Annotated in this window: 26 protein-coding genes and 2 pseudogenes; 13 read left to right on the top strand and 15 right to left on the bottom strand. The window is 56.1% G+C overall.

Features of this window, described 5'->3' with window-relative positions; genetic code table 11:
• The 3 genes from VI01_RS19170 to VI01_RS19180 all read right to left on the bottom strand — a co-directional run.
• On the bottom strand, window positions 1–182 hold a 182-nt coding region (locus VI01_RS19170; RefSeq protein WP_045816300.1), incomplete at its 3' end, for a biofilm development regulator YmgB/AriR family protein.
• 230 nt (window positions 183–412) lie between these two features.
• The gene (locus tag VI01_RS19175; protein WP_045816301.1) at window positions 413–721 is read right to left on the bottom strand and encodes a hypothetical protein; all 309 of its coding nucleotides are present in this window, start codon (window positions 719–721) and stop codon (window positions 413–415) included.
• A 712-nt stretch (window positions 722–1,433) separates the two neighbouring features.
• A complete protein-coding gene (locus tag VI01_RS19180) occupies window positions 1,434–1,661 on the bottom strand; it encodes a hypothetical protein (protein WP_045816302.1) in 228 nt (75 codons plus the stop codon).
• Between the two features lie 292 nt (window positions 1,662–1,953).
• On the opposite strand from VI01_RS19180, the gene VI01_RS19185 reads away from it, so the two are divergent.
• From VI01_RS19185 to VI01_RS19200, 4 genes are all read left to right on the top strand, one after another.
• Window positions 1,954–2,199: a hypothetical protein gene (locus VI01_RS19185; protein ID WP_231638554.1), complete on the top strand. Its 246-nt coding sequence runs from the start codon at window positions 1,954–1,956 to the stop codon at window positions 2,197–2,199.
• 53 nt (window positions 2,200–2,252) lie between these two features.
• On the top strand, window positions 2,253–2,486 hold the full coding sequence (locus tag VI01_RS19190) for a hypothetical protein (protein ID WP_045816303.1): 234 nt from the start codon (window positions 2,253–2,255) through the stop codon (window positions 2,484–2,486).
• A 281-nt stretch (window positions 2,487–2,767) separates the two neighbouring features.
• Window positions 2,768–4,315 carry a methyl-accepting chemotaxis protein gene (locus VI01_RS19195; protein ID WP_045816304.1) on the top strand — a complete coding sequence of 516 codons (1,548 nt, stop codon included), beginning with the start codon at window positions 2,768–2,770 and terminating at the stop codon, window positions 4,313–4,315.
• Between the two features lie 131 nt (window positions 4,316–4,446).
• A complete protein-coding gene (locus VI01_RS19200; RefSeq protein WP_045816305.1) occupies window positions 4,447–4,725 on the top strand; it encodes a hypothetical protein in 279 nt (92 codons plus the stop codon).
• A 38-nt stretch (window positions 4,726–4,763) separates the two neighbouring features.
• Here the strand turns inward: VI01_RS19200 and VI01_RS19205 are convergent.
• Window positions 4,764–5,698, bottom strand: a pseudogene (locus VI01_RS19205) (IS110 family transposase).
• 344 nt (window positions 5,699–6,042) lie between these two features.
• Between VI01_RS19205 and VI01_RS19210 the strand changes: the two are divergent.
• From VI01_RS19210 to VI01_RS25765, 5 genes are all read left to right on the top strand, one after another.
• Window positions 6,043–6,426 (top strand): DNA methyltransferase, encoded by a 384-nt coding sequence (locus VI01_RS19210; protein WP_369801886.1) that lies wholly within the window; start codon window positions 6,043–6,045, stop codon window positions 6,424–6,426.
• Window positions 6,311–6,598, top strand: a complete 288-nt coding sequence (locus tag VI01_RS25960; protein ID WP_369801887.1) for a DNA methyltransferase — start codon at window positions 6,311–6,313, stop codon at window positions 6,596–6,598. The genes VI01_RS19210 and VI01_RS25960 overlap by 116 nt, the downstream gene beginning before the upstream one ends.
• Before the next feature lie 17 nt (window positions 6,599–6,615).
• The gene (locus VI01_RS19215; protein ID WP_045816306.1) at window positions 6,616–6,849 is read left to right on the top strand and encodes a hypothetical protein; all 234 of its coding nucleotides are present in this window, start codon (window positions 6,616–6,618) and stop codon (window positions 6,847–6,849) included.
• A 423-nt stretch (window positions 6,850–7,272) separates the two neighbouring features.
• Window positions 7,273–7,731: a transposase gene (locus VI01_RS25760; RefSeq protein ID WP_231638556.1), complete on the top strand. Its 459-nt coding sequence runs from the start codon at window positions 7,273–7,275 to the stop codon at window positions 7,729–7,731.
• 39 nt (window positions 7,732–7,770) lie between these two features.
• The gene (locus VI01_RS25765) at window positions 7,771–8,208 is read left to right on the top strand and encodes a transposase (protein WP_231638560.1); all 438 of its coding nucleotides are present in this window, start codon (window positions 7,771–7,773) and stop codon (window positions 8,206–8,208) included.
• 94 nt (window positions 8,209–8,302) lie between these two features.
• Here VI01_RS25765 and VI01_RS25035 read toward each other — a convergent pair whose 3' ends face one another.
• The 5 genes and pseudogenes from VI01_RS25035 to argC form a co-directional block, all read right to left on the bottom strand.
• On the bottom strand, window positions 8,303–8,731 hold the full coding sequence (locus VI01_RS25035; protein ID WP_075564120.1) for a GFA family protein: 429 nt from the start codon (window positions 8,729–8,731) through the stop codon (window positions 8,303–8,305).
• Window positions 8,732–9,094: 363 nt separating this feature from the next.
• Window positions 9,095–10,150: pseudogene (gene umuC / locus VI01_RS19225) on the bottom strand (translesion error-prone DNA polymerase V subunit UmuC); the annotation flags it as partial.
• A gap of 250 nt (window positions 10,151–10,400) precedes the next feature.
• On the bottom strand, window positions 10,401–10,877 hold the full coding sequence (locus VI01_RS19230; protein WP_045816307.1) for a GNAT family N-acetyltransferase: 477 nt from the start codon (window positions 10,875–10,877) through the stop codon (window positions 10,401–10,403).
• A 121-nt stretch (window positions 10,878–10,998) separates the two neighbouring features.
• On the bottom strand, window positions 10,999–11,760 hold the full coding sequence (locus VI01_RS19235; RefSeq protein ID WP_045816308.1) for a 2-phosphosulfolactate phosphatase: 762 nt from the start codon (window positions 11,758–11,760) through the stop codon (window positions 10,999–11,001).
• A 75-nt stretch (window positions 11,761–11,835) separates the two neighbouring features.
• Window positions 11,836–12,756 (bottom strand): N-acetyl-gamma-glutamyl-phosphate reductase, encoded by a 921-nt coding sequence (gene argC, locus VI01_RS19240; protein ID WP_045816309.1) that lies wholly within the window; start codon window positions 12,754–12,756, stop codon window positions 11,836–11,838.
• A 138-nt stretch (window positions 12,757–12,894) separates the two neighbouring features.
• On the opposite strand from argC, the gene VI01_RS19245 reads away from it, so the two are divergent.
• Window positions 12,895–13,725, top strand: coding sequence for a LysR family transcriptional regulator (locus tag VI01_RS19245; RefSeq protein ID WP_231638561.1), 831 nt, complete (start codon window positions 12,895–12,897; stop codon window positions 13,723–13,725).
• A 208-nt stretch (window positions 13,726–13,933) separates the two neighbouring features.
• Here VI01_RS19245 and VI01_RS19250 read toward each other — a convergent pair whose 3' ends face one another.
• From VI01_RS19250 to VI01_RS19260, 3 genes are read right to left on the bottom strand one after another with little or no spacing between them, the layout of a single operon-like run.
• Window positions 13,934–14,644 (bottom strand): helix-turn-helix transcriptional regulator, encoded by a 711-nt coding sequence (locus VI01_RS19250; RefSeq protein WP_045816310.1) that lies wholly within the window; start codon window positions 14,642–14,644, stop codon window positions 13,934–13,936.
• A complete protein-coding gene (locus VI01_RS19255; RefSeq protein WP_045816311.1) occupies window positions 14,641–15,033 on the bottom strand; it encodes an amino acid-binding protein in 393 nt (130 codons plus the stop codon). Before VI01_RS19255 ends, VI01_RS19250 begins: the two co-directional genes overlap by 4 nt.
• Window positions 15,026–15,349: an antibiotic biosynthesis monooxygenase gene (locus VI01_RS19260; protein WP_045816312.1), complete on the bottom strand. Its 324-nt coding sequence runs from the start codon at window positions 15,347–15,349 to the stop codon at window positions 15,026–15,028. The genes VI01_RS19255 and VI01_RS19260 overlap by 8 nt, the downstream gene beginning before the upstream one ends.
• Window positions 15,350–15,814: 465 nt before the next feature.
• Between VI01_RS19260 and VI01_RS19265 the strand changes: the two genes are divergently transcribed.
• On the top strand, window positions 15,815–16,030 hold the full coding sequence (locus VI01_RS19265) for a hypothetical protein (RefSeq protein ID WP_045816313.1): 216 nt from the start codon (window positions 15,815–15,817) through the stop codon (window positions 16,028–16,030).
• 470 nt (window positions 16,031–16,500) lie between these two features.
• Here the strand turns inward: VI01_RS19265 and VI01_RS19270 are convergent, their stop codons facing one another.
• The gene (locus VI01_RS19270) at window positions 16,501–16,980 is read right to left on the bottom strand and encodes a hypothetical protein (protein WP_045816314.1); all 480 of its coding nucleotides are present in this window, start codon (window positions 16,978–16,980) and stop codon (window positions 16,501–16,503) included.
• 583 nt (window positions 16,981–17,563) lie between these two features.
• Between VI01_RS19270 and VI01_RS19275 the strand changes: the two genes are divergently transcribed.
• Window positions 17,564–19,135, top strand: coding sequence for a diguanylate cyclase (locus VI01_RS19275; protein ID WP_045816315.1), 1,572 nt, complete (start codon window positions 17,564–17,566; stop codon window positions 19,133–19,135).
• A 24-nt stretch (window positions 19,136–19,159) separates the two neighbouring features.
• Here the strand turns inward: VI01_RS19275 and VI01_RS19280 are convergent, their stop codons facing one another.
• Window positions 19,160–20,941: a GGDEF and EAL domain-containing protein gene (locus tag VI01_RS19280; RefSeq protein WP_045816316.1), complete on the bottom strand. Its 1,782-nt coding sequence runs from the start codon at window positions 20,939–20,941 to the stop codon at window positions 19,160–19,162.
• A 344-nt stretch (window positions 20,942–21,285) separates the two neighbouring features.
• On the opposite strand from VI01_RS19280, the gene VI01_RS19285 reads away from it, so the two are divergent.
• Entirely contained in the window at window positions 21,286–22,737 is a 1,452-nt protein-coding gene (locus tag VI01_RS19285; RefSeq protein WP_045816317.1) for a methyl-accepting chemotaxis protein, read from the top strand.
• A gap of 100 nt (window positions 22,738–22,837) precedes the next feature.
• On the opposite strand, the gene VI01_RS19290 is transcribed toward VI01_RS19285, so the two are convergent.
• Window positions 22,838–23,050: DUF3606 domain-containing protein (locus VI01_RS19290; protein WP_255353484.1), on the bottom strand; the 213-nt coding region annotated here is incomplete at its 5' end.

The raw sequence follows: 23,050 nt of genomic DNA on the forward strand, positions 1-23,050 counted from the left end.
GCGTCACGCTCCTGCTCAAGGTCGCGAATGACGTGGATGATGAGCGTTTTATTGGTCAGCTGTCCGCCTGAGGCCAGAATCGCCTGTATTGCCTCTTCAAGCTCCTGACTTTCAGCCGCCAGCGCGTCGCCGCTGTTCTGCAGGCGGGCGCGGATTGTGGTCACTGAGTTGGTATTTTTCATGCTGTGAAGTCCCTGCCGGAGCATCCTGAGCGGATGACGGCGGTAAAAGTGGTGTTGCGGATTATTATTGTGTGGCCGGCAGCGCTGCATCTGCAGAACGTACCCGATGACAGATAAATTATAGGTTAAAAGGCGCTGGGGTGCGCTTCGTTAATGATGGCGCGCGCAGGCATTCATCTTACGAAGTCAGGTGAAGGCGGACGCTAAGCGCCCGCTCCTTGGGGTTGTGGTTATCTCATTTCATCTTCATCATCAGCCTGCAGGCGAATGGGGGCCTCGCCGCCGGCACTGTGGCTGTCTGCATCAGGCAGCATCCATTTCTTACCGGCGCCCCCGCGCGCACCGACGGTCCGGAAGTTGCGCAGCCAGCTGATGGCATCGCTGATGAGCCGGCTGCGGCTGCTGGTTTTCTCTGCTTTAAGCATAATGTTCAGCTCCGTCAGGAGAGCATCAACGGATATTTCCTCTTCACGCACGGCAAGATTGACTGCTGCTTCACCAATAACTGCGTGACCGGTCATGTCTTCGCTGTACAACACGTTTACACCTCGCTTAAAAATGAATGAGAATAAATTTAACCACGTCGTTATTATAGCAAATGGCAAAGCGGAATTTAAATGAGGTGCATAGTTATCGGCTATGGATTAATAAGGGTAAATAAATTGAATCTTTCCGTTTTATTATAAGTGTCTGATATTTTTCTGAGATATTGATGTTGTATCTTTCATCCTGAGAAAATATCTCTCACTCTGACCTGAACCCGGGTCAGAGCAAGTAACTCGTACTGTCAGAAGTACGGTGCATGTAATGCGCATCCGATTCCGAAAGGGCGTGCCCGCAGGCAGACTGCTTAATCCTGTTCAGGTGCAGTAAAGCCAGAGGATCTACGCAATGGTTTTTCTCCATAACGAGCTTCCTGCAGAGAATATGTTCACTCACTCTCTCATTTATGTTTTCTGTCTCCAATGACTGACCGATTGCCGAAGCGAAAATATGCTGCCACTTTCATACTGGCGCTGTGCTTAAATATAAATCTGTTTGTTCGAAGCGGCGCTACCCGGACCTGGCGTCCTGTATATCCGATGTACCCTGACATTCAGTTAACCGGCAGAGGCGAGTCGTAAGCGTTTATATTTAAGTGCCCGGTGCATAAAATAATTTAAGCCCCGGGACGGGGCCGCACTGATGTGGCCCTGCGCATAGAGTTGCCTGAGCCAGTCATCCGCCTTACTTTAACCGTAAATATCTGACTTACTCAGGTTGCTCCTGAATCTCGATGCGGATAATCGTTAAAGGCTCGCCGCGGCTTCCCGTGGCGCAGTACCGTTCTGCCGCGCGGATAAACGGGCTGCGGACTTCCAGCATGTCCGCAATTTCGCGGAGCTTTTCTGCCAGACAGGAAGGTGAAACGGGAAAATAGCTCGGGGGCAGGGCTCTGGCCATAAGTGGTGACTCGCAGTTGTCTGTTGTGTACATCATATCTTCGGCTGCCGGCAGCGTTTCATGAGTGCAGTCATGTTCGTATTAAAACACACAAAAAATGCATGCAACCTCCCTCCGCCTGTCGGGCTGCGCCGTGACTTCACCTTAGCCGGGCCGCTTCGTCCGCAAGGCAGGCTTCGCCTCCTGACTCACCCGTTTCCCCGCCGTTCACGGGACATTCAGTCCGCTCAGGCGGCGCGTGCGGCTTCGTCCTTCGACCCTGCGTCCTGCGCCATAGCCCGGCTGCCGTGACGTCACGGCGCTGATGCCGTGCAACCTGTAGACCTGAGTGACCATAAATCAACCTCTCACCACTGGCCAGTTGGCCGAACAGCTGCTGCGCTTTGAACCCGGCACAACCTGCGTGGTGCACCTGTGGATAGCCGATGATTTCGAAGACGTGGCACCGGAGCTGACGCCCGACGAGTTGCTGGCCGATGCCTCGCTTGATGCGGATACGAGTCTCAGCTGGTATTTTCTGCGCCACTGCGCCGACACCATCCCTGCCGCAAGGGTCGAAAAAGACCCTGCCTGATCATCAGTAAACCGGAGGCGGCGGGACAACCCGCCGGACAGGTAATGAGAGCAATGACCGTACGTGAATTCAGGGCGCGCCTGGATGCCCTGGCCGATGATGAGCTGTGCTGCGGCACATTCTGGCTGGCAGAGGACTTTCTCGGTATTAACCCGGCGATGACGCCGGATGAGATTGCGGCGGCCATGGAGTATGCCGAAGACCATCATGATGCAAACGAGGGATTTAACTGGTGGCATCTGGAGATGGCCATCGATACCGTCTTGTTGGAGGGGGAGGGGAAATAGCGCAGCCCGGAGTGCAACTGCAGATCCTCTGATGTCGCCGGTCACGGCGGCATCACTGCAGGAATGAAAAAGGTTATCGCTGTGCTCCGCCTTCATGCCGTCTTCCGTCCTGTGGCCGGAAAACGGCGGGCATAAAGTGCCGTGCCCTCACGGTAGCCGGGCGGCCTCGCAAACAAGCAACTGTGCTGAGGGATGTAGTAACAGTTCGTAACTCATCAAAGCTATTAGTATCTGGCTACAGGCCGATAAAGGAGTTGTTCTCCCGCCCACCAGGAAAAAAAATGAAAATATCGTTTCGTCTTTTCTCAGGCTACGGCCTTTTGGTTATCTGCTTTTTAATCTGCACCGGCCTGTCTCTTCATGTGCTCAGTAAGTCACGGCAAGGCATGGAAGATACGGTAAATTATAAAATGAGGCGCCTTACGCTTGTCCTGAACATGCGTGCTGCTGTTAATAACATGGCAGTTTCAGTCAGAGACATTGTTTTGCTCAAAGATCCTGAGCAGGAGAAAAATGAATGGCAAAAGGTCAGTGATTTACATGAAAAGTATCTTCAGCAACGCGATCAGCTTGTTACCAGCATGATGCATAAAGCTTCTCCTGAAGGAAAATCAGCGTTAGACCGTATTCTGTCCTCAGACAGTTTCGCTCTGAATACGCTGACAGTTGCAGGAAAAATGGGGATGGACAACGATCAGTCAGAAAAAGCCGCTGACTATCTGCTGAATACGGCTCGCCCGGCTCAGCAGGCCCTGTCTGATGCCCTTGACGGGCTGACCGATGTGCAAAATAAGCTCAGCCGGGATACGGTAGCTGTTAACAGCGAATCTGTACGTGAGGCTTCCGTTGTGCTTCTCTCACTCACAACTCTTTCAGTACTGTTCTCTTTTCTGACCATTTTTATGATAGTCAGGGCGCTGATGCGCCAGTTAGGCGGGGAACCTAAAGATGCTGAAATACTCGCAGCAGCAATTGCTTCTGGCGACCTGACGAGTCAGGTCATTCTGCGGCGCAATGATAAAACAAGCCTGCTGGCTTCACTGGATGGTATGCAGACAAACCTACGGGGGCTTATCTCTCAGATAAAGGATTCCGCCGGCTCCGTGGCGCTGGCTGCGGATGAAATTTCACAGGGGAATACTGAACTCTCTTCGCGTACCGAGCAGCAGGCGGCCGCGCTGCAGGAAACGGCCGCCAGCATGGAGCAGCTTACCGCTACAGTGAAAAGCAATAGTGCCGGCGCACAGCAGACAGCTGGTTCAGCCCGTGAAGCAGCGCAGGTTGCCCGTTCAGGTGGCACAGATGTACAGCGCATGTCAGACACAATGAATGCCATATCTGTTAGCGCCGCTAAGGTGCGGGATATTACATCCGTAATTGAAAGCATCGCCTTCCAGACAAATATTCTGGCCTTAAACGCCGCAGTGGAGGCCGCCCGGGCAGGTGAAGAAGGGCGGGGATTTGCCGTTGTGGCGGGGGAGGTCAGGACGCTCGCACAGCGTAGTGCGAATGCCGCGCATGACATCAAACAACTGATGGCGGAGGCAGTAAGTGTCGTTGACAGCGGCGTATTCGCAGCAGCAGATGCAGGGCACAGCATAATGAAAATTGTCAGTATGGTGGGCGAGCTGGCAGAGTCCATGGATAATATTTCACTGGCTTCATCCGAGCAGATGCAGGGTATCTCCCAGGTCAGCATTGCCGTCAGTCAGATGGATGGAGTAACCCAGAATAACGCCGCGCTGGTTGAGGAGTCCTCTTCTGCCTCACAGTCACTGTCTGCGCAGGCACACGCTTTACGCGGAATGGTCGAGGCCTTCAGGGTATAAGGCCTGTGAGAAGAGGGCGGCTGTATTGAACCGTGATTCACTGCTGCCGTCCTCACGTAAGCACACGGCGCTGAGTGGCGCACAGGCTGTACGTCAGGTGCAAAAACAATCACTTCGAGGTCCGGAAACGCATGCATGAAAAGTACCGGCGCATTACAGAAATCAAAGCGCAAACGGATGAGTTGCTTACGCAACTGAGTGAGGGCGAGTATCGTTCTCTGGACGTGTGGGCCAACAACCTGACGCATCTGAAGCTGGCTTTTGGTACGTTCACCCCCTTCATGAGTGACCCCGTCTTCCTGGCCTGGCTGAAACAGCATGACGCCGTGATGGTATCGGAAATAGCCATGACCGGCAGAGCGCTGATGGCGCTGCAGAACTTTTTCAGAGTGGCATCAAAACAGTTCTGATGACATTCGTCTCAGAACCGGACTGAGTTTTTAATTCACTAAATTGGCGGGGGTGGCATGAAATGATCCTCCCAGTACATCCCGCTTTTGACCATGGCGTTCAGGATGGTCAGCAGCTTACGCATGCAGGCAACCAGCGCCACCTTTTTCGCCTTACCCGCTTCGACTAACCTGACATAAAAGGCCCTGATAGCCGGGTTAAACTGAATGACGGTTATTACCGCCATGTAAAGCGTGCACCGCACGCCGGCCCTTCCGCCAAAAATCGTTCGTCTTCCCCGCATTTTTCCTGAGTCCCTGTTCACGGGGGCGACACCGACAAGCGCGCTGATTTCCCTGCGGGTCAGGGTGCCCAGCTCCGGCAGTTCGGCCAGCAGGGTGGCGGCAGTAATTTCCGCCACGCCCTTCACGCTGGTCAGCTGGCGGGCCTGAACGCGGAAATGCTGCCGCACCTGACTATTCATCATGCGCGTCACAAGAGCAAGCTCTGCCTCGAGGGCCGTCATGATCCGACTGATACTTTCACGGCCATCGGGGTGGGAGGGATAAAGCCGGTTGCGTTCCGCAACCAGCATCTGATTGAGCTGACGGCGTCCGGCATCAGCCGGATATACCGGTTACGATCAGGATGGCTGTTAATCACGCGTGCAAGCTGCGCCAGCATAGTGGCATCCAGCCGGTCCGTTTTCGCCAGATGCCCCATGGCTCGGGCAAAATCGCGTGCCTGTCGCGGGTTGATAATAACCACGTCAAAGCCTTCTGACTGCAGACGCGCTGCTACCTGCGTCTCCAGGCCTCCGGTGGCCTCCATCAGAATCAAAGAAATATTTAGTCCGCTGATTTTGTTAGTAATTACCTCAAAACCTGCAGTGTCATTACTGACGGTGAAAGGAATAATCTCCTCTGTAGAAGCCACGTCCAGCGTGGCCTTTGCCACATCAATACCAATGCACTGCAAATCCGGCTGACTCATGGTGCCCCTCCTTACGATACGAATTTAGGTTCAGACAACTGTCCGGGCTAATGATGAGTGGCTCAGTCCGTGCGCACTCGCTTGTTTACGGGCTCTTGCGCCCCGGAAGCTTCACCTGCTGCACGGACCTCGCCAGACCTGCAAAGTCAGTTTAGATATTTACCGACATATAAGGGAAGCTATCGCCGGACTGCTCACCCGTTCCCCGCCGTGCGCGGGACATCCAGTCCGCTCCGGCGGCGCGTGCGGCTTGCGCATCCGCCCCTGTTTGCTCCGCTGTTCGCCCGTCTGTGTGGAGGTCACGGCACCACTACCGGTGCCCCTTCATACACAGGAGCATCACTATGTCTCGATTCATGCACGGCGACAGCGTACAGGTTATGGGCGTTTTTCCGGACAAGAGCATTGATTTCATCCTCACCGATCCGCCGTACCTCGTCGGCTTTAAGGACCGTTTCGGCCGCTCGATTGCCAACGACGTGAACAGCGAGTGGGTACAGCCGGCGAGCAACGAAATGTTCCGGGTGCTGAAAGACAACAGCCTGGCGGTGAGCTTCTACGGCTGGAACCGGATAGACATTTTTATGCAGGCGTGGAAGGCGGCGGGATTTCGTGTGGTGGGCCACATCGTATTCACCAAGCCTAACGCCTCAAAGTCCGCGTTCGTGGGCTACCTGCACGAAAGCGCATACGTGCTGGCCAAAGGGCGCCCTGCGGCCGCTGATTGAGACCTTCACGCAGCCCGGCGCCATTGTTCTGGACCCGTTTGCTGGTTCCGGTTCGACCTGCGTGGCCGCCCAGGCGTGCGGGCGCCGCTGGATTGGTATCGAGCTGATGGAACAGTACCACGCGGCCGGCCTGCGCCGCCTGTATGCCCACCGCGACACCCGTGCGGCCTGATGAACGGAGAGAACACGATGAACGATCACACTGTGCACCCTGATAACGACGCGCTGGCCGATGACGTCGACGACCTGGAAGAGTCGCTGTGCGAATTTCATCTGCGCCTGCGCGACATGATTGCACGCCAGCTCTGGCAGGGCGCCAGCCGCGAGCAGTGTATGGCCGGCCTGCTGATTGAGGGGATCGATAATGACCTGGTTGAACTGTACCGGCGCGCGGCCGTGATACAGAAACATCTGAGGGCGTAACTGATTAGAAAATGAGCGCCACTCTGCACCCCTGCCGGCGCACGGCAGGGCCGGTTTTATCCACGGGGTTCCGGGGCGGATATGCACCCGGGATGTGGACAAGACAAAATGGATGTTGCTGCGCGCCTCATTGATGCCGCCTGCGGCGGGGGAATAAAAACCGTGTGGTCTGCGGCCGGTGCCGTGACTTCACTTTAGCCCGGCCGCTGCGTGTTCAAGAGGCGCAAGCTCGTCTCCTTGTATGTTTATAGAAGGATGTAGATGGTTCTATACTCATCTCGTTCCCGGGATGCTGCAGCACGATCGTCTCCATGGGCTGAAAGCCCGGGGGGGAGCAATCCCGCGCAGCATCCTTTTCAGCATTAGCCCGAACAATTGCCTGGCGCACTTAAAGCCCGTATCTGCAAGGCAGGGAGAACTGAAATGAGCGATAAAACAACCGTTGGTATTGACGTTTCAAAGTTCGCTTTAGATGTCTGGATCGACACCAGTGAGCGACTGATACATCTTGAGAACTCCGCCTCCGGCATCGTGCAACTGCTGAAGGAATTCGAAGGACTTCACATATCTTGCGTTATCATGGAAGCCACAAGCAGGTATCACTCTCTGGCTGAATCAATGCTGATTTCAGCGGGTCTGCTTGTTGCCGTCATCAATCCCCGACAGATAAAGAATTTTGCCCGGGCGATGGGTAAGGTGGCAAAAAACGACCCGATTGATGCCAGGATAATCTGCGAATATGGTCGTCGTATGAAACCGGAGTTCAGACCTGTCAAGGATAAAGAACTTCAGGATATGGGAATGCTCCTGACGCGGCGGCGTCAGCTGGTGCAGAATCGTGTCATGGAAATCACCAGGCTTCAGGAGAAAAGCGGCGCCTAGATTGAGAAGGACATTGCGGAGCATATTGCGTGGCTGAATGTGCAGATTGATGCCCTTGAGAAGGAAATAAAAGACCAGCTGAATCAGAATGCTGCATTATCTCCAAAACGAAAAATGCTTGAAACAGTTAAAGGTATCGGGACGGTAACTCAGGCTGCGATCCTGAGTCAGCTTCCGGAGCTGGGACATCTTAATCGCAGGCAGATTTCAGCCCTGGTTGGCGTATGCCCCTATGACAGGGATAGCGGGCAGCTTCGCGGTAAAAGGGCTATCTGGGGCGGGAGATCCGGTCTGCGCGCAACACTCTATATGGCAATGCTTTCAGCGGTAAGATATAACCCCCAGATTAAAAGTTTCTACACGTCGCTTGTTGCACGTGGAAAACCCAAAAAAGTGGCTATAACAGCCTGTATCAGAAAATTTATTACGATTCTGAATGCTATGTTTCGTGATCAAAAGGACTGGGCATATAGCTGAAGGATTAGTTTATGGCCCGATGTGAAAAATACGATACGCCTCCGGACATAAAACTGAACTAGGTAATGGTCCGTTTTGTGCCAAGTGCTGACGCTCAGGAATTGAGTTTCAGGTACTTTAAAAGCGAGGCTAGCGACTCGGCAGGTCCAGCATGGCGACTAGGTGAGCGGGCTTTAACCCAAGGCATTGCATCATCTGTGCAGAAGTCTCCTACACATTCCATTTCAAGAGGTTCGTCAATTAAACCAACAGGAACCCAGACATAAGGTACGTCTCGCAGACTGTTAGGCACAGTTGAGCCACATGCATTGCAAAAATCTGTACGGTATCCCGTTGGCTTAGACCATGAAGCAATGCAGTTTTTTCCTTTAATCCAGCGAAACTCACTGTCTTTGACTAGTGTGGCGAGATTGTAACCCACGCCGCTCTGCTTTCTGCAAAGCGAGCAATGACAACGATAAAAAACCGCTGGTTTATGAGTAAGTTCAAATTCAATTGTTCCACACAAACAAGATCCATTCATTTCAAAACCATTCCTGCAAGGCCTAAGAGATTTTATGAAACATTACCATCTTTTTAGTACTGAATAGGATCGCTCTTTTTGGCAACTCAAAGTCAGCTAACAGTCGGTCTGAACATCCGCTCATCGCTCATAGCGGCCGATCAAATATCTCGCCTTTAAAATGAGAGGCTATAGCCATTTCCGCTGATGGAAACAAAAACCTGAACATCCAGGCAGGGGAGGGAATTACTTAACTGCAGAATGTTTGCATGAAGTTCTTCGACCGCTACGGCGCACTCAGCATCAAGTAGGCCTGCAGGTTTAGCAAGGCCGTGCAGCTGCAGCTGATAGAATTCCTTTGATGGATATCTCCGTATCAGTTTTTTATCTGACAAGTGCAACAGGAATGTCATCCCAGCGGGTCGTCCAAGCCGGTGAAAGCATCTCACGCTTCATTTTCCATTCGGTACTTATCCCCTGACCTGCAAACCACACGTTGCCCAGACCGGACTGGTTAATGCCATCGAGCACCTTCATGAGCTGTGCACTATTGGCCCGCGGCTGCGCGTCGTCAAAGAGGCTGAGCTGACTGACTCCATTGGGGGTGAAGTCATCGAGCATAATGCCGGCCTTCATATAGCGCCGGTCATCAAGCCAGATGCGATCAAGGCTGCGCATGGCCACCTCAATGATGTCGCGCGTGTCTTGTGTGGGCAGCGGGAGTTTCTCACCGGCGCTGTTACCATAAAAGACTTCGTTCACGGCGTGCGGTGACGTCCGGATGAAGACGCTAATGCGCCGGCAGAACTGACGTTCTCCGCGAAGTTTCTCTGCCGCGCGCGTGGCGTACTGGCACAGCGCCTGCTGCATAGCCACCTTTGAGGTGATTCGTTCGCCAAAAGACCTGGAGCAGCAAATCTGCTGTTTGGCCGGCGGCAGTTCCTCGATCGGGATACAGGATTCGCCGTTCAGTTCGCGAACGGTTCTCTCCAGCACCACGTTAAAGTCTTTTCGGATGAGGGCAGGGTGCGCGCGCGCCAGCTGCAGGGCGTTGGTGATGCCCATGACGTTCAGCCTTTTACCGATGCGCCGTCCCACGCCCCAGACCTCCTCCACGGGCTGATTGGCCAGCAGCGTTTCGGTGCGTTTCGGATTACCCGGCGTGAGCGCCAGCACGCCGCGGAACTGCTTCCACTCTTTGCTCGCCCACTGCGCGGATTTCGCCAGCGTTTTGGTCGGTCCCATGCCGACGCCCACCGTCAGGCCCGTGATGGCCAGTACGTGCGCGCGCAGGCGCCGGCCAAAGTGCTCAAAGTCCTCACAGCCATCAATACCGGTCAGATCCAGGAACATCTCATCGATGCTGTACTGCTCGACACGGGGCGTCATTTCCTCCAGTGCCGTCATGACCCTCTGGCTAAGACTATGATTTATGTGGAATGGAAAAACTACGAAAATTCTCTGCGCGCGATTTAAGCCTATAGTTTGTTCATAAAGCATTACGCTGCGTTTGCTCTATAGTCGCCCGTTGCGGTGCCATGCTAAAGGGAGAACTCTGCAGGCGCATCACAGCGGCACCGTTTAGGCAGCTCGGTGCAGAATGACGATTCAGGTTACTGCTTACCTTGGGGGCATCTTATAAGTAAGCACAGCCCTGATAAAATCGGATGCTTTACAACCCAAAAGCCTGTCAGGGCTCTAATTTTAGAGACATATCCATACAGCGTAAGTCTGTCTGTGCAAGCCTGGATAGGCAGCTGTTTTCCCTGATAAATACAAAGCCATGTTTTTCATAAAATGTCTGTGCATTGGGAGTTGAGGACAAGGTGAGTTCTCTCAGTCCCCGTTGCAACGCTTCGTGTTTAATCGCTTTAATAATCAGACTGGCCCAGCCCTGTCCGAAATAATCTGGCGAAGTAAAAACTGCCTCAACACTTCCACATGAGAGATCCAGATACCCAGTTGCAACCAGGCCCACATCTGGTAAATCAACCACAAAAAAAGGGTTTTCATCTATTACTGTACGGTAATTTTCAGGCATAGCTTCAGGCGTCCATGCTTCAATCACGGTGGCGCTGTAGCTTGGCTTACATCCCTCCCGTATAGCGAGATTTCTCACATTCCAGCATTCCTCTGCCTCATGAGGTAAAGCGAGTCGAGTTTTCATTCTTCTTCCTTTTTTCTTTAATTGTGTAAATGTTCATCACATCAGAAGTGCCATAAAGCGCCGGAAGTTCACTTTCGGACCTGGGTAATATGACAGCAATGATTCAGTGGTACACCGGGTCTTACTGTTTCTGTAGTGAGTGCCCTGCCATATCTGCAGTGAAGTAAAAATCACCGTAAAGCTGGCATGCCGAGCTGGCGACATCCGGTTCCAGACATAATGTCACATCGGCAGCAAACCCTCGCATTCTGAGTTCTCTCGCCGATGAGCATTCATAAAGTAAGCTGAGGTCTGTTTTCTGGTAAAACGTCCAGGCTGCCACCGCCGCCTGCGCTTCAGGTGAACAATTTTCACGGCCTGTAGCTGAGATAATTGCCCCTGCAGCAACGTAATCCTCAACCGCCGGACGCAGGCTACCGTCCGGCCATCTTTCCCCACAGGGTATAACCAGAATACGATCGTAGTGCCTGCAGACGGCTGCAGTCGCTGTCATATTCCTGAAACAACCACTGAAGACGGCACTTCCCGCATCTCTTGCCCTGAATGACACGGATGAGCCATTGGGTGAGGGCAGTAAAAGGCTTTCACCCCGCCTGATATGTTGCAATGATTTCGGGGAAAGGCTGTAACCTTCCCCGGTGAACCTTCTGTCAGAACTGGCGGTAGCTATCCCTTTAGTGGCCGCATATTCCAGTGCGGAATGATCTTTCCAGGGAAAAGGATATATTCGCGCGCCGTTGTCAACCGCCAGACTGACACAGGTTGAAAATGACATGACATCAACCACGATCACGCAGTCTGCCTCTGCGGCAAGATAATCAACGGCAGAAATACCCCATTCGAGCCTTACTTCAGACTGGCCCTGACTGAACCACTCTCTCATGACACTTTCCTCTGTTTAAAGAAACCTGAATGAGCATTTTGCCTGCCGGATAACGCTGTCTCTTAATTCACTGAGTTAAACCTGCAGCATCAGGTCCAGATTACGTACGGCGGCACCTGCAGCCCCCTTGCCCAGGTTATCGAGTACCGCTGTCAGTACTGTCTGCCTCGGATCAGAAAAAATGGCCAGCTCCATATCGTCAGTGCCGTTGAGTTTCTGAGGATCCAGGCGATCCAGCGCAGATGACTCATCCGACGGCATCACGCGGACAAACCGGCTTGACGCATAGTGCTGTGTCAGGCATGCGTGAAGCTGTTCAGTCGCTATGCTCACGGGTATCTGAGTGTGAACCAGCGGGACGGTGAGCAGGATCCCCTGGCGAAAGCCTGCATATGCAGGCAGGAACAGGGGACCTGCGGAGAGCCCCGCGTAGTACTGTATCTCAGGGACGTGTTTATGGCGCATCTTTAAGCCGTAGGCCTGATATGCGACCTCAGCAGAGGTGGCCTGTTTTTCAAAACGTTCTATCGCCTGTCTCTCGCCCCCTGAGTAGCCGGATACCGCACTGATAACATAGGGATAGTCGGGCGGGATAAGACCGGCCTGTACTAGCGGATATAAGAGGCCGACAGCGCCCGTAGGATAACATCCGGGATTGGACACTTTCCTGGCCGTACTGATGGCCATGGGCTGGTCGTGCGTTAACTCCGGAAATCCATAAGTCCATCCTTCCGACAGGCGGTGGGCAGAACTGGCATCGATGATCCGGACAGAAGGGTTACTTATCAGCGACACAGCCTCCCTAGCCGCTTCATCCGGGAGGCATAAAATAGCTATATCGCACTCATTCAGCGACTTCTCCCGTTCTGCTCGCTTCTTTCTCCGGTCGTCTGGCAGAGTAATAAGGGTGATGTCACTACGTGCCTGCAGGCGGCTGTGGATTTGCAGACCAGTGGTCCCCTGATCGCCGTCTATAAAGGTTACTGGTTTAGTCATACTGGTTATCCCGTGAATGATTCATCACATTTTCACGCTCCCATTTATTAAGTTAAAGTTGCATTATCTGACATTCAGATTCAGTTTTTCTGAGGTGTAAATTTGCGAGAGCTTAATCTTGACCAACTGCGTACGCTCGTGACCGTTGCAGATCTCCTTTCATTCAGCGAGGCCGCAAAGGTATTGCATCTTTCCCCACCCACCGTCAGTCTGCATATTTCCGAGCTGGAAAAGCGGATTGGTACGCGTTTACTCTCGCGCACACGTGGAAATATCAGGCCCACGGCGACCGGGGAGAGCCTGATTACCTATGGCAGACAGCTCCTTTCCGGGGCGGCGCTGGTGCTTGAAGATATATCCCGTCAGGCAAAGGGATTGTCAGGTCTGGTCAGGATTGGGGCATCGACAGGCGTCATTGCGGGGCTTTTACCTGCCGCCCTGCAAATCCTGAGCCGTACCCGTCCTCTGCTCGACGTGAAAATTTCCGTATTAACCTCTTCGCAGTCTGTCGCGCGCGTTGCAGCGGGCGCACTGGATATTGGCATTGTGGCGCTGCCCCAGATGAATACGGGTGGCCTTGCTGTTGATGCCTGGCGGCGCGATCCCGTTGTGGCCTTTTTACCGGCCAGCTGGAAAGCGCCTGAATTCATTACCCCGGCGTGGCTCAGCGACAAGCCATTAATACTGAACGGGCCGGGCACACATCTTTCACAACTGACCAGCAGCTGGTTTGCGCGGGAAGGTAAAATTCCTGAACCCCGTATCGCTCTGGACTATAACGATGCGATTAAAAATCTTGTGGGTGCAGGGTATGGCGCGACCCTTTTGCCCTGCGAAGGGATGACAGTGAGACAACGGTACCTCAGCTCATCCGGCGCAGTCTCAGGCCTGCGCTATGGTGTGAGCTGGGGCTGGTCTATCGCACGCATCCTCCTGAATCCGGAACTGCGCAGCTTCTCTCCGCCCTGAAAGCAGTCTGATCCCCTTTGAAATCAATAACTCACCCATTCCGGGAAAGAAACCGGGTCGCGATATTATTCTTCAGCCTTCTGAATATTTTTATGACGTAACGCGAAGCCATGTCAGCCATACGCCGCACGTCGTCTGTATTCATCAGCCGGCCCCGCTGATTTTCATTAAATTCCATTTAATCCCCTCAACCACCGGTTAAGCCGGTTCACTCCACAGCTATGCCAAAAACGCGCCAGAGGGCCGTTTTACCCTTAGCAGTCACGCTCACTTCGCGGTAACCCGGCGTACGCAGGATCCAGCCTTTCTGAAGTAAAAGTGTCATTAACGCATGGCCGGCGTCTCCGCCCAGATGAAAGCGCCTTTCGCTCCAGTCAAGACAGGGACAGCAGGAACGGCGCCTCGGGTGCGGATCGACCACTGCCCCAAGGGCCTGAAAATGCGTTTTCCCCAACGTGGTAAGAGCTAAACCATCCGCTGAAAGCCACCCCTCCGTCATCATGAAATCGTACATTTTTACTGCCATCTCACCGGCCAGGTGATCAAAACATGTACGGGCATAACGGAGGCGTGACGGGGTTTTAGTTCTGAACCGGGACGGAGCATGCATGGATACGCCCATCAGATTTTCCAGTAACCCGGCAACATGCAGGCCTGCCAGGCTGTAATAGCGGTGCCTGCCCTGCGTGAGACAGATAACCAGTCCGCTGCTGAGAAGGCGTGAAAGGTGTCCGCTGGCCGTGGATGCGGCAATGCCGGCGACTGCGCTGAGTTCTGTTGCGGTCCAGGCCCGTCCGTCCATTAAGGCGCAGAGAATACTGACCCGGGATGGGTCAGAGATTGCCGCAGCAACAATGGACATGGATTTTTCAGGCTCGGACTCAGAAAACCCGCTCTGCGCTGCTTTATCAGGAATCATTCCGGAGAGACTGCCCATTTTTTTGTGACTTCCGCTGCCCGGACATTGTCATCCGTAAGCAGAATCAGCTGGTTACTGTGGTCGCTGTATTGTACCAGGATATTGATACCACACTGGGCAATTGCACCGCTAATTTCACCCAGCTCACCGGGGCGCTCCTGAGGTAACCTGCGGATGAGCGGGCGGCAAACACCTCTGACGTCATAGCCCGCATCAGTGAGCACCATGCGAGCTTTTTCGCCATCCCCGACAAGAAAATGCGCATGGCCGGCATCCGGCATGGTAAAAACACCTCCGCCCTCAAGACCAACGCCATTTTTACCGAGGATGCTTCCGAGCGAGGCCAACGCGCCCGGCGTATTTTTCAGAACGACATAGATGTCATACATGCTGATACTGTCCTTTTTCAAATGAATAATCACGGAATACACACGCCACACGTATCCTGAAAAATGAAAAGACTGAATCTTTCCCTTCCTGCTGAGCAACCTGATGCATCAGGTTCTGCTTCCAGACGGCAATGGCGTCTTCGTCTTCCCACCAGGAAAGGGACAGATATTTTCCTTTTGATGTGAGGCTCTCAAACCGCTCAATCGAAATAAATCCGCGAACATCGGCTAACAACGGCTTTAAGTCAGCCGCGAGCTGGAAATACCTTTGCTGCGCTTCGGGAAGTGCTTCTGCTTCAAACAGTACGGCTATCATGTGTCATTCCTGTAAGTGACGATTTGGCTAGCGTAACGTTCATTAAAAGCTGATGATTCGGTATCCACCGAAATATCAGTTTTTTCTGGTGTCCTGTACAGAACGGCACATCTTGAATACGCCATATCACTTGCCGCATTGTAAAACCGAAATAATATGATTAAATTTTATCCTGGTGGGGTGTCCGGATTTGCGGGCATCAGTCCGATGAGCATGCAGCATGATCTTATGCGCTAACCTGATTTAACGTGATTAAATCCATTTAATTTATGACCAGGAATTTTGCCATCAGAATTCCTGTTTATTTAACACAAATATAATCAGGTATTTTATGCAACTTTTCAGGGGTATCTTTTTTTACACAATCATAACGAAAATAAATAACTCACCGTGAGAAAACAGGTCTATTATGACCGTGTTATTAAAATAATATGAAATCACAGTATTTTTTCATCCGGGGGTTATATGGTTCACATTGATTTATGCACCCGTGATGGCGTGATGAAGGCTTATGCTTTCCGGACGCCAGAGCAGGCTTTAAGTATGATAGATAAGATAAAGGATGATGATTTTCAGTGGTTTAATATTGACTGGGAGGGCAGGAAGTTCACCTGCCCAAAAAAGTTTATTAAAAGAATGACAAGCTGGTCTTATATTAAAATGATGCGGGGGTTCTTGTAACCTACCTTTTGTTAACAATCCGGAAATAAATAAAATCACGCAGGGATGCGTATTGTCTTAATATCCGAATCGTTTCGGTTCCTCTGAAAAGCCACCTCCTGGCAGAAGTCACTTTTCCGCCGAGAGGTCAGCGCCCGGCCGTCCGGATATGGCGGTAACGGCGCAATAAGAAAAAGACGCCCCTCATCACATACATCGGGGACTTTACGGGTGTGTGTGCCTCACCCGCCTGATGCCGGATGTCCGTGTCGCAGGTCTCACAGTGGCTGATAAAATAATAACGATCCTCCGTGGTCAGAGGTGCACAGCAGCGCCGGCAGCGTACGGGACCCATGGCGTTTCTTCTCCGCTTAACCTGCTGTATACCCGCAGTGGTTTAAGCAAAGACCGTCGCTGCCGTTAAGGCAACCGGGCGCACGTGAATAAGAGGATTCCTGGCAGTGCGGGCCGCGATCACCGGGGGGCAGGGCTCAGTGGCAGCGCGCGGGCAGGGCGCCAGCCCAGAGGCGCAGGCTGGCGGAAGAAAAATGCAGGGGGCGTCCTTCCGGCAGGGCGCCTGACAGCCGGACTTCGCGGCCCGCACTCCCGGACAGCATGTCCAGCATGGCGCCGGGCACCCGGGCGTAGAGAATGTTGCAGTGGCCCCGCAGGGCCCCGCTGGCACACGTCCATCCGCCGCCGTCCTGCCCTGCGCGGTTATGTATGTCATCGCCCGAAACCCTGCCCTGCGGTGCCTCCAGCGAAATCAGAAGTGCTCCGTCGTCATCGCAGGTAGCGTGCAGAAATACGTTTTTATCCTCCGAAGGCGTGATGCAGGTGCCGGAGCCGGGCGTGCAGAGGGCAGTCTGCGCTGGGAAGGGTGTCGCCATGAGCATAAACAGCAGCAGCATCTTATTCATGAACGGCCCGCCCGCCTGTATAAAATTTGTACGCTCGGGGCCATCGGGCATGGTGCGCTCCCTGGCCGATGATGTATGCACCCTGCCCACAGGGTTATCCACCGGACGGGTGAATAAGTTAGCCTGAAAGCGAGCGGAGAAAAAAAACCGCGCGGATGCGCGGTCAGGACGTTCCGTAAATACCGGACAATACGCCTCCGGCCGTCCGGACCTGAGTAAGGTGCGGAAGGGCGGAGGCGTCAGATTTCTTCTTTGCTGTGCAGACGCGTTGTGTGTGCAGCGCGGGATGTATATCCCTTTTTATCTGTATGGCACCGGCCCGCCTTCATGAAATAAAACGTCCGGCACGATAAAAAATGCCCGCAAGCCTTCACGGGCTAATCGTTGATTTATGCCGTGGTGAGACGGCACCGCTTTATTAATCATTTTCCGTGACATTAATCCACGAATATCACGTTAAACAGGGGATTATCAGATTAAGTTGCATTAGGAAGAAGGAAGTGAGCTAAGCTGGCGCGGACGTGCCGGCTCCCGCCATCCCGCCGTGCGGCACAGAAACGGTACGCTGTTCTGCCCTTTGACCGGGGCCGCTGGCGTTACACTCTGATGACATCTCAACCGGGCCCCTGACGCCATGCCGCTGAAAAAAATCCGCCTCCGCACGCTTCTCATCTCACTCTCCGTCGGCGGGGTGATCCTGACCGCCTGCCTGCTGCTCGGGTCGCTGCTGATTTTTCAGAAGGGCAACATCGAGGACAGCCTGCTTGAGGGCAACATCGCCTACGCGCGCAAGCTTGCCGACACCACCGATCGTTATCTCGCCACGGCGCAGCGCGAGCTCGCCTGGAGCGCCGGGCAGATTAAGGGCCTGACCGATCCAGTGCTGCTGCGGGGCGAGACCGACCGCCTGCGGCTGCAGTCCGGCTTTTTTTATACCGTGGTGGTGGTTAACCGTGACGCCATCATCGCGGCGACCTCGCCGGAGAGCCTGAGCCTGATTGGCGTAAAGCTGCATTCTGACGCGAGCCGGCAGGCGATTGCCACGCAGAAGCCGTTTATCTCATCGCCCTTTACCTCGGCAACGGGCAACTACGTGGTGTTCCTGTCGCAGCCGCTTTTCACGCCGGACGGCAGTTACCTGGGCTACATCGGCGGCACCATCTACCTCAAGAAGCAGAGCATGCTGAGCGACATCCTGAGCCAGCATTTCTACGCCCGTGGCTCCACCGTCAGCATCGTCAGCAATGACGGCCTCATCATCTTCAGCCACGATCCGGCCCGCGTGGGAACAAAAATGGCGCTGAACTCCGCGCTGCGCAAGCGGCTGGCCACCACGGACAGCGGGCGGTTCAGCTCGGAGGCGGACGGGCAGCAGTTCCTGACGGGCTACGCCAGCCTGCACAAAACGGACTGGAACATTTTTATCGCCGGGACCTCTGAGACGGTCCGGCATATGCTGGCGCGCACGGCAGAAAACGCCCTGTGGTTCCTGCTGGGTATCGTTATCCTGACGGTCGCCGTGGTGACCCTGCTGGCCGGGCGCATTGCCTCTCCCCTGGAAACGCTGGCGGGCATGGTGCGGGATGAGGGGAATGACGCGTCGCTGGCGTCGGTGAAGGCCTGGTACTTTGAGGCCGACCGCCTGAAGCAGGCCGTGGAGGAGTACCGCCACGCCATGGCAGGCCGTATGGCCGCGCTCAGCGACGAGGCCATGACCGACCCGCTGACCGGGCTCTGCAACCGGCGTGGCTTTACCCTGCTGGCGGACAGGAGCCGCGAAGATGCCTCGCAGTGCGTGATCGCACTTGATATCGACCACTTTAAAAAGATTAACGACTGGTACGGGCACGATGCGGGCGATGCGGTGCTGGTCAGCCTGGCAGGCCTGCTGCGGCAGGCCTGCCGCACGGGAGACGTGGTCAGCCGCTTCGGCGGCGAGGAGTTTATTCTCCTGCTGCCGCAGACGGCCCTGGAGGATGCGGCCCGGACGGCGGAGCGCATCCGCGAGGTGGTGAGCGCCACGATGTTCCCGTTCGTCGGTGCCATGACGGTGTCGGCCGGCGTGGCGTCCCTGGCCGACTGTGGCAGCCGGGAAGCGCTTCTGCGTCGCGCCGACGAGGCCCTTTATGAAGCCAAAGGCGCCGGCCGTGACGCGGTGATCGTCGCCGGGCCGGAGGGATTCAGACGCTTCATAACGCCAGTCTGAGGGCTGTCAACCGGCGGCAGCGGGTCAACACTGGCCGCGCAGCTTCCACGACAGCCACTCGTCAAGCTCCGCCTCCGGAAGCGGCCGGGAATAGAAGAATCCCTGCGCCTGGTCGCAGCCGTACTCCGTGAGCGCGGTAACCGTATCGGCATCCTCAACGCCTTCGGCCAGCACCGTGTAGTCCAGGTCCTTCAGCATGGCGATGATGCTGCGCGCGATGATGCGTGAGGCGGTATCGGACGAGATTTCGCTGATGAGCGAGCGGTCGAGCTTGATGACGTCCAGCGGCATGCGCCGCAGGTAGCTGATGTTGCTATAGCCGGTGCCGAAGTCGTCCAGCGAAATCCCGAATCCCCGCAACTTCAGCATCTCCATCCCCTGCATGGCCGCCGGGCTTTCAATAATCCGCTCGGTCTCCAGGCACTCAATGCCCAGCAGCGAAGGGGAAAGCTTCGCCCTGATCATCTTCCCCTCCAGCGCGTCGGCAAAGCCCTCGCGGGCAAAGTCCCGGCTGCTGATGTTGATGGTCACCGGGAGCTGGATGCAGCTGTTGCGCAGGCGGGCAAGGCGGCCGATGGTGCGGTCCGTAACCCAGGCCGTCAGCGCGCTGAGCAGCTCGGTCTGCTCTGCAAGGGGTACAAAAAGCGCGGGCGAGAGTTCGCCCCGGACCGGATGGCGCCAGCGGACCAGCGCCTCCAGCCCCACCGGCAGGCCGCTGTGCAGGCAGATTTTAGGCTGATAGGCGAGCCACAGCCCCCTGTCTTCACGCAGCGCGGCAGCCAGGTCGTTCATCAGGGTAAAGTCCTGTGTATGGCGCGCATCGGTCGCTTCGCTGAAGCGCATGGCGGGCAGGTCCCGGCCGATCGCCTCGTGCAGCGCGCTGACCGCGCGGCGCAGCGCTTCCTGCGCGGGAAGGTCGCCCGGGGTGATGCTGACCTCCCCGGTGTGGGTGCTGAGCGCGACGGCGATGCCGTCGCCCAGGTCGGCGCTGATCCCCTCCAGGCGTCCTGCCACCCAGTCCGCGCTGAGCCGGCTGTCGTCGCGCGTCAGCACGGCGAATCGCCCGGTGGCAACGGTGTAGAGCAGCTCGGCGGGCGCCGGGCGCAGGCGCAGCGGCAGGAGCGTGGCCACGTCCTTCAGGAGGCTTTCCACCGGGCCCATGCCCATCGAGCGGGCGAGTTCGTAGGCGCGCGGCATGTCGATGCAGTCAATCAGCACCAGCCGGCGCCGGGTGCGGTCGCCGGAGGCGGCCAGATACTGCAGGTCGCGGATGAGGCGCTGGCGGTTGGGCAGGCCGGTGACCGGGTCGGCAAACCCGGCGGAGTGCCAGGCCTCCAGAAACGACATCACCAGCGCGGCCAGCAGCTTCAGGGTGGTAACCTGCTCGGCGCTGAAGGGGTGCGGGGCGGTGTCCGTGACGCACAGCGTGCCGAGCACAATGCCTTCGCGGTTTTTCAGCGGCACGCCCGCGTAGAAGCGGATGTAAGGCGAACCGGTGATGAGCGGGTGGGTCACAAAGCGGGCGTCCAGCCAGGTGTCGGGCACCACCACCGCGCTGTCGCTGTCTAACGCGTGGCGGCAGAGGGCGTCCTCGCGTGAGGACTGCGCGAGGGCGAAGTTGTGGGCGGCCTGCACGTGCTGGTGCTCGTCATCCAGCACGGAGATAAAGCTGCCGGGGATGCCGAGCGCCTGGCTCGCCAGCCGCACAAACTTGCGCAGCACGTCGTCACGGCTGTCGTCGGGACTGCGCAGCGCCTTAAGCGCCCTCGCGCGGCGATCGTCGTCGCCGTTAAGATTCATCAGCATGGGTTCCTCCGCCCCGGCCTGGTTCCGGTGCGAAATTAAAAAGAAAAAGTGTACGGTTACGGACCGATATAAAAGACGATTTCTGCGAAAGGGAAAAGCAATTAAAAACTTTCTTATGCCGGCCATAATAGTCGCAATCTGGTCTGATGTCAGATTTATTTTCTTTAGCGAGTTAATTGCTGCGGCACGATTATTTTATTTTATCGTCCTGATGTGTCCTTTTTTAATTATTCCTGCCAGACTCTCGCTAAATAAATGTAGCGCGCAACTTAATCACGCAAGCAATTAAATAAACGATAATGCTTCTTATTCTTCAGAATAATAACAACACCGGGGAAAACCTAATGCAGCTACTCAGACACTTTACCATCCGCCGCGTCGTGCTGTGGATGATGATCCTCTCCCTGAGCGTGGTGGCGCTGGCCGGCAGCTACGGCGCGCTGACGCTGCGCGAAATGTACCGCCACGCCGACCGCGCCGACGCCCTGACGCAGCAGTTGACCTTTCTGACCCGCGCGGGCCTCGTCATGCAGGACGGGACGGCGGCCGAGAAGGCGGCCCTGCTGAACGACGTGCCGTCTGACGCAGCGTGGGACAGTTATCGAACGGCACTGAGCGCGCCGGACCGCTATCCGGCCGCCGCCCGCGAGCGACTCGGCAGCCTGATGCAGCAGCTGGCCGCCGACGACGCGCCGGTAATGGCCGAGCGCCACCGGCTGGAGGTGATCCTCATCAGCGCGCTGCTGGCCGCCGCCGCCCTGCTGGCGTTCTGCGACCGCTATCTGCTGGTGCACCTCGTGCGCCCGGTGGCGAAAATCCGCGCGCACCTGAAGACCATCGCGGACGGCGACCTGACGCGCGAGCCGGAAGACCTGGGCCGCAACTGCGTCGGGCAGCTGGTGCCGCTGGTCAGGGAGATGCAGCACAGCCTGCTGGACGCGGTGGCGGCGATCCGCGACAACGCGGTGATCCTGCACCGCGAGGCCGGTGAGATTGCGGCCGGCAACGCCGACCTGTCCGACCGGACCGCTACCCAGGCCGCCGCGCTGGAGCAGACCGCGGCCAGCATGGAGCAAATCACCGCCACCGTTGCCCACAACGCCGAAAACGCCCGCGAGGCGCGCGAACTGGCGGGCCGCACCGCCGGCACCACCCAGCGGGGTGCGGAGCTGGTGCAGACCGTGGTGGACGCCATGGGTGGCATCGCGGAGGGCTCGGAAAAAATCCGCCAGTTCACCGCCACCATCAACGGCATTGCCTTCCAGACCAACATTCTGGCGCTCAACGCCGCCGTTGAGGCCGCCCGCGCCGGCGAGCAGGGACGCGGCTTTGCCGTGGTGGCCACTGAGGTGCGCGCGCTGGCGCAGCGCAGCGCGGCCGCCTCAAAGGAAATTGAAGGACTGATTGCCGACACCGTGGCGCGCGTCAGCGATGGGCGACGGGCCGCCGGCAGCGCCGGCACCACGATGGATGAGGTGCTGCGCGGCGTCGGCGGGGTTAACGAGCTGATTGGTCAGATAGCGCTGGCCTCGGAAGAGCAGAGCAAGGGCATAGCGCAGGTCACGCTGGCGGTCGCGGAGCTTGACCGCGTTACGCAGCAGAACGCCACCCTGGTGCAGGAAGTTTCCGCCACCGCGGTCAGCCTGAACGGGCAGACGACCGCGCTGGGCGGCGCGATCACGCGCTTTACTCTGCCGGCAGAGGGCGTGCATGCGGCAGCCGCTACGCCGGTTCCTCCCCGTAAGGCTAATCCCCCGTCCACCAAAGATGACTGGGTGGCCTTCGGGCATCCGTAGCGCGCTGCAGCAAACAGCAACTGTGAGGCACTGTGCCGCTGCTTCGCACCCGTGAATGTCATGCGCCGGGTCCTTGTAGGGCTGAAGGGCGATCCGTGCCTCAGGAACGCGTCGCCCGCGGGGGCGGGTTTTTCTCCAGCCACGCCCGCACGCGGTCAGTTTCCGGCCCCGCCTCCCGCACGGCGCGGGTCAGACGCTCCTGGGTAGTGCGCAGCTCCAGCGTCCAGAACGTAATCTGCCACTGCTCGCGGATATCGATACGGCTCAGGTCGGCGGGTACGCGCCGCTGGATATAATCACGGTTTTTCATCAG

It is taken from the genome of Pantoea sp. SM3, from assembly GCF_000963995.1.
GTDB lineage: Bacteria > Pseudomonadota > Gammaproteobacteria > Enterobacterales > Enterobacteriaceae > Pantoea > Pantoea rwandensis_B.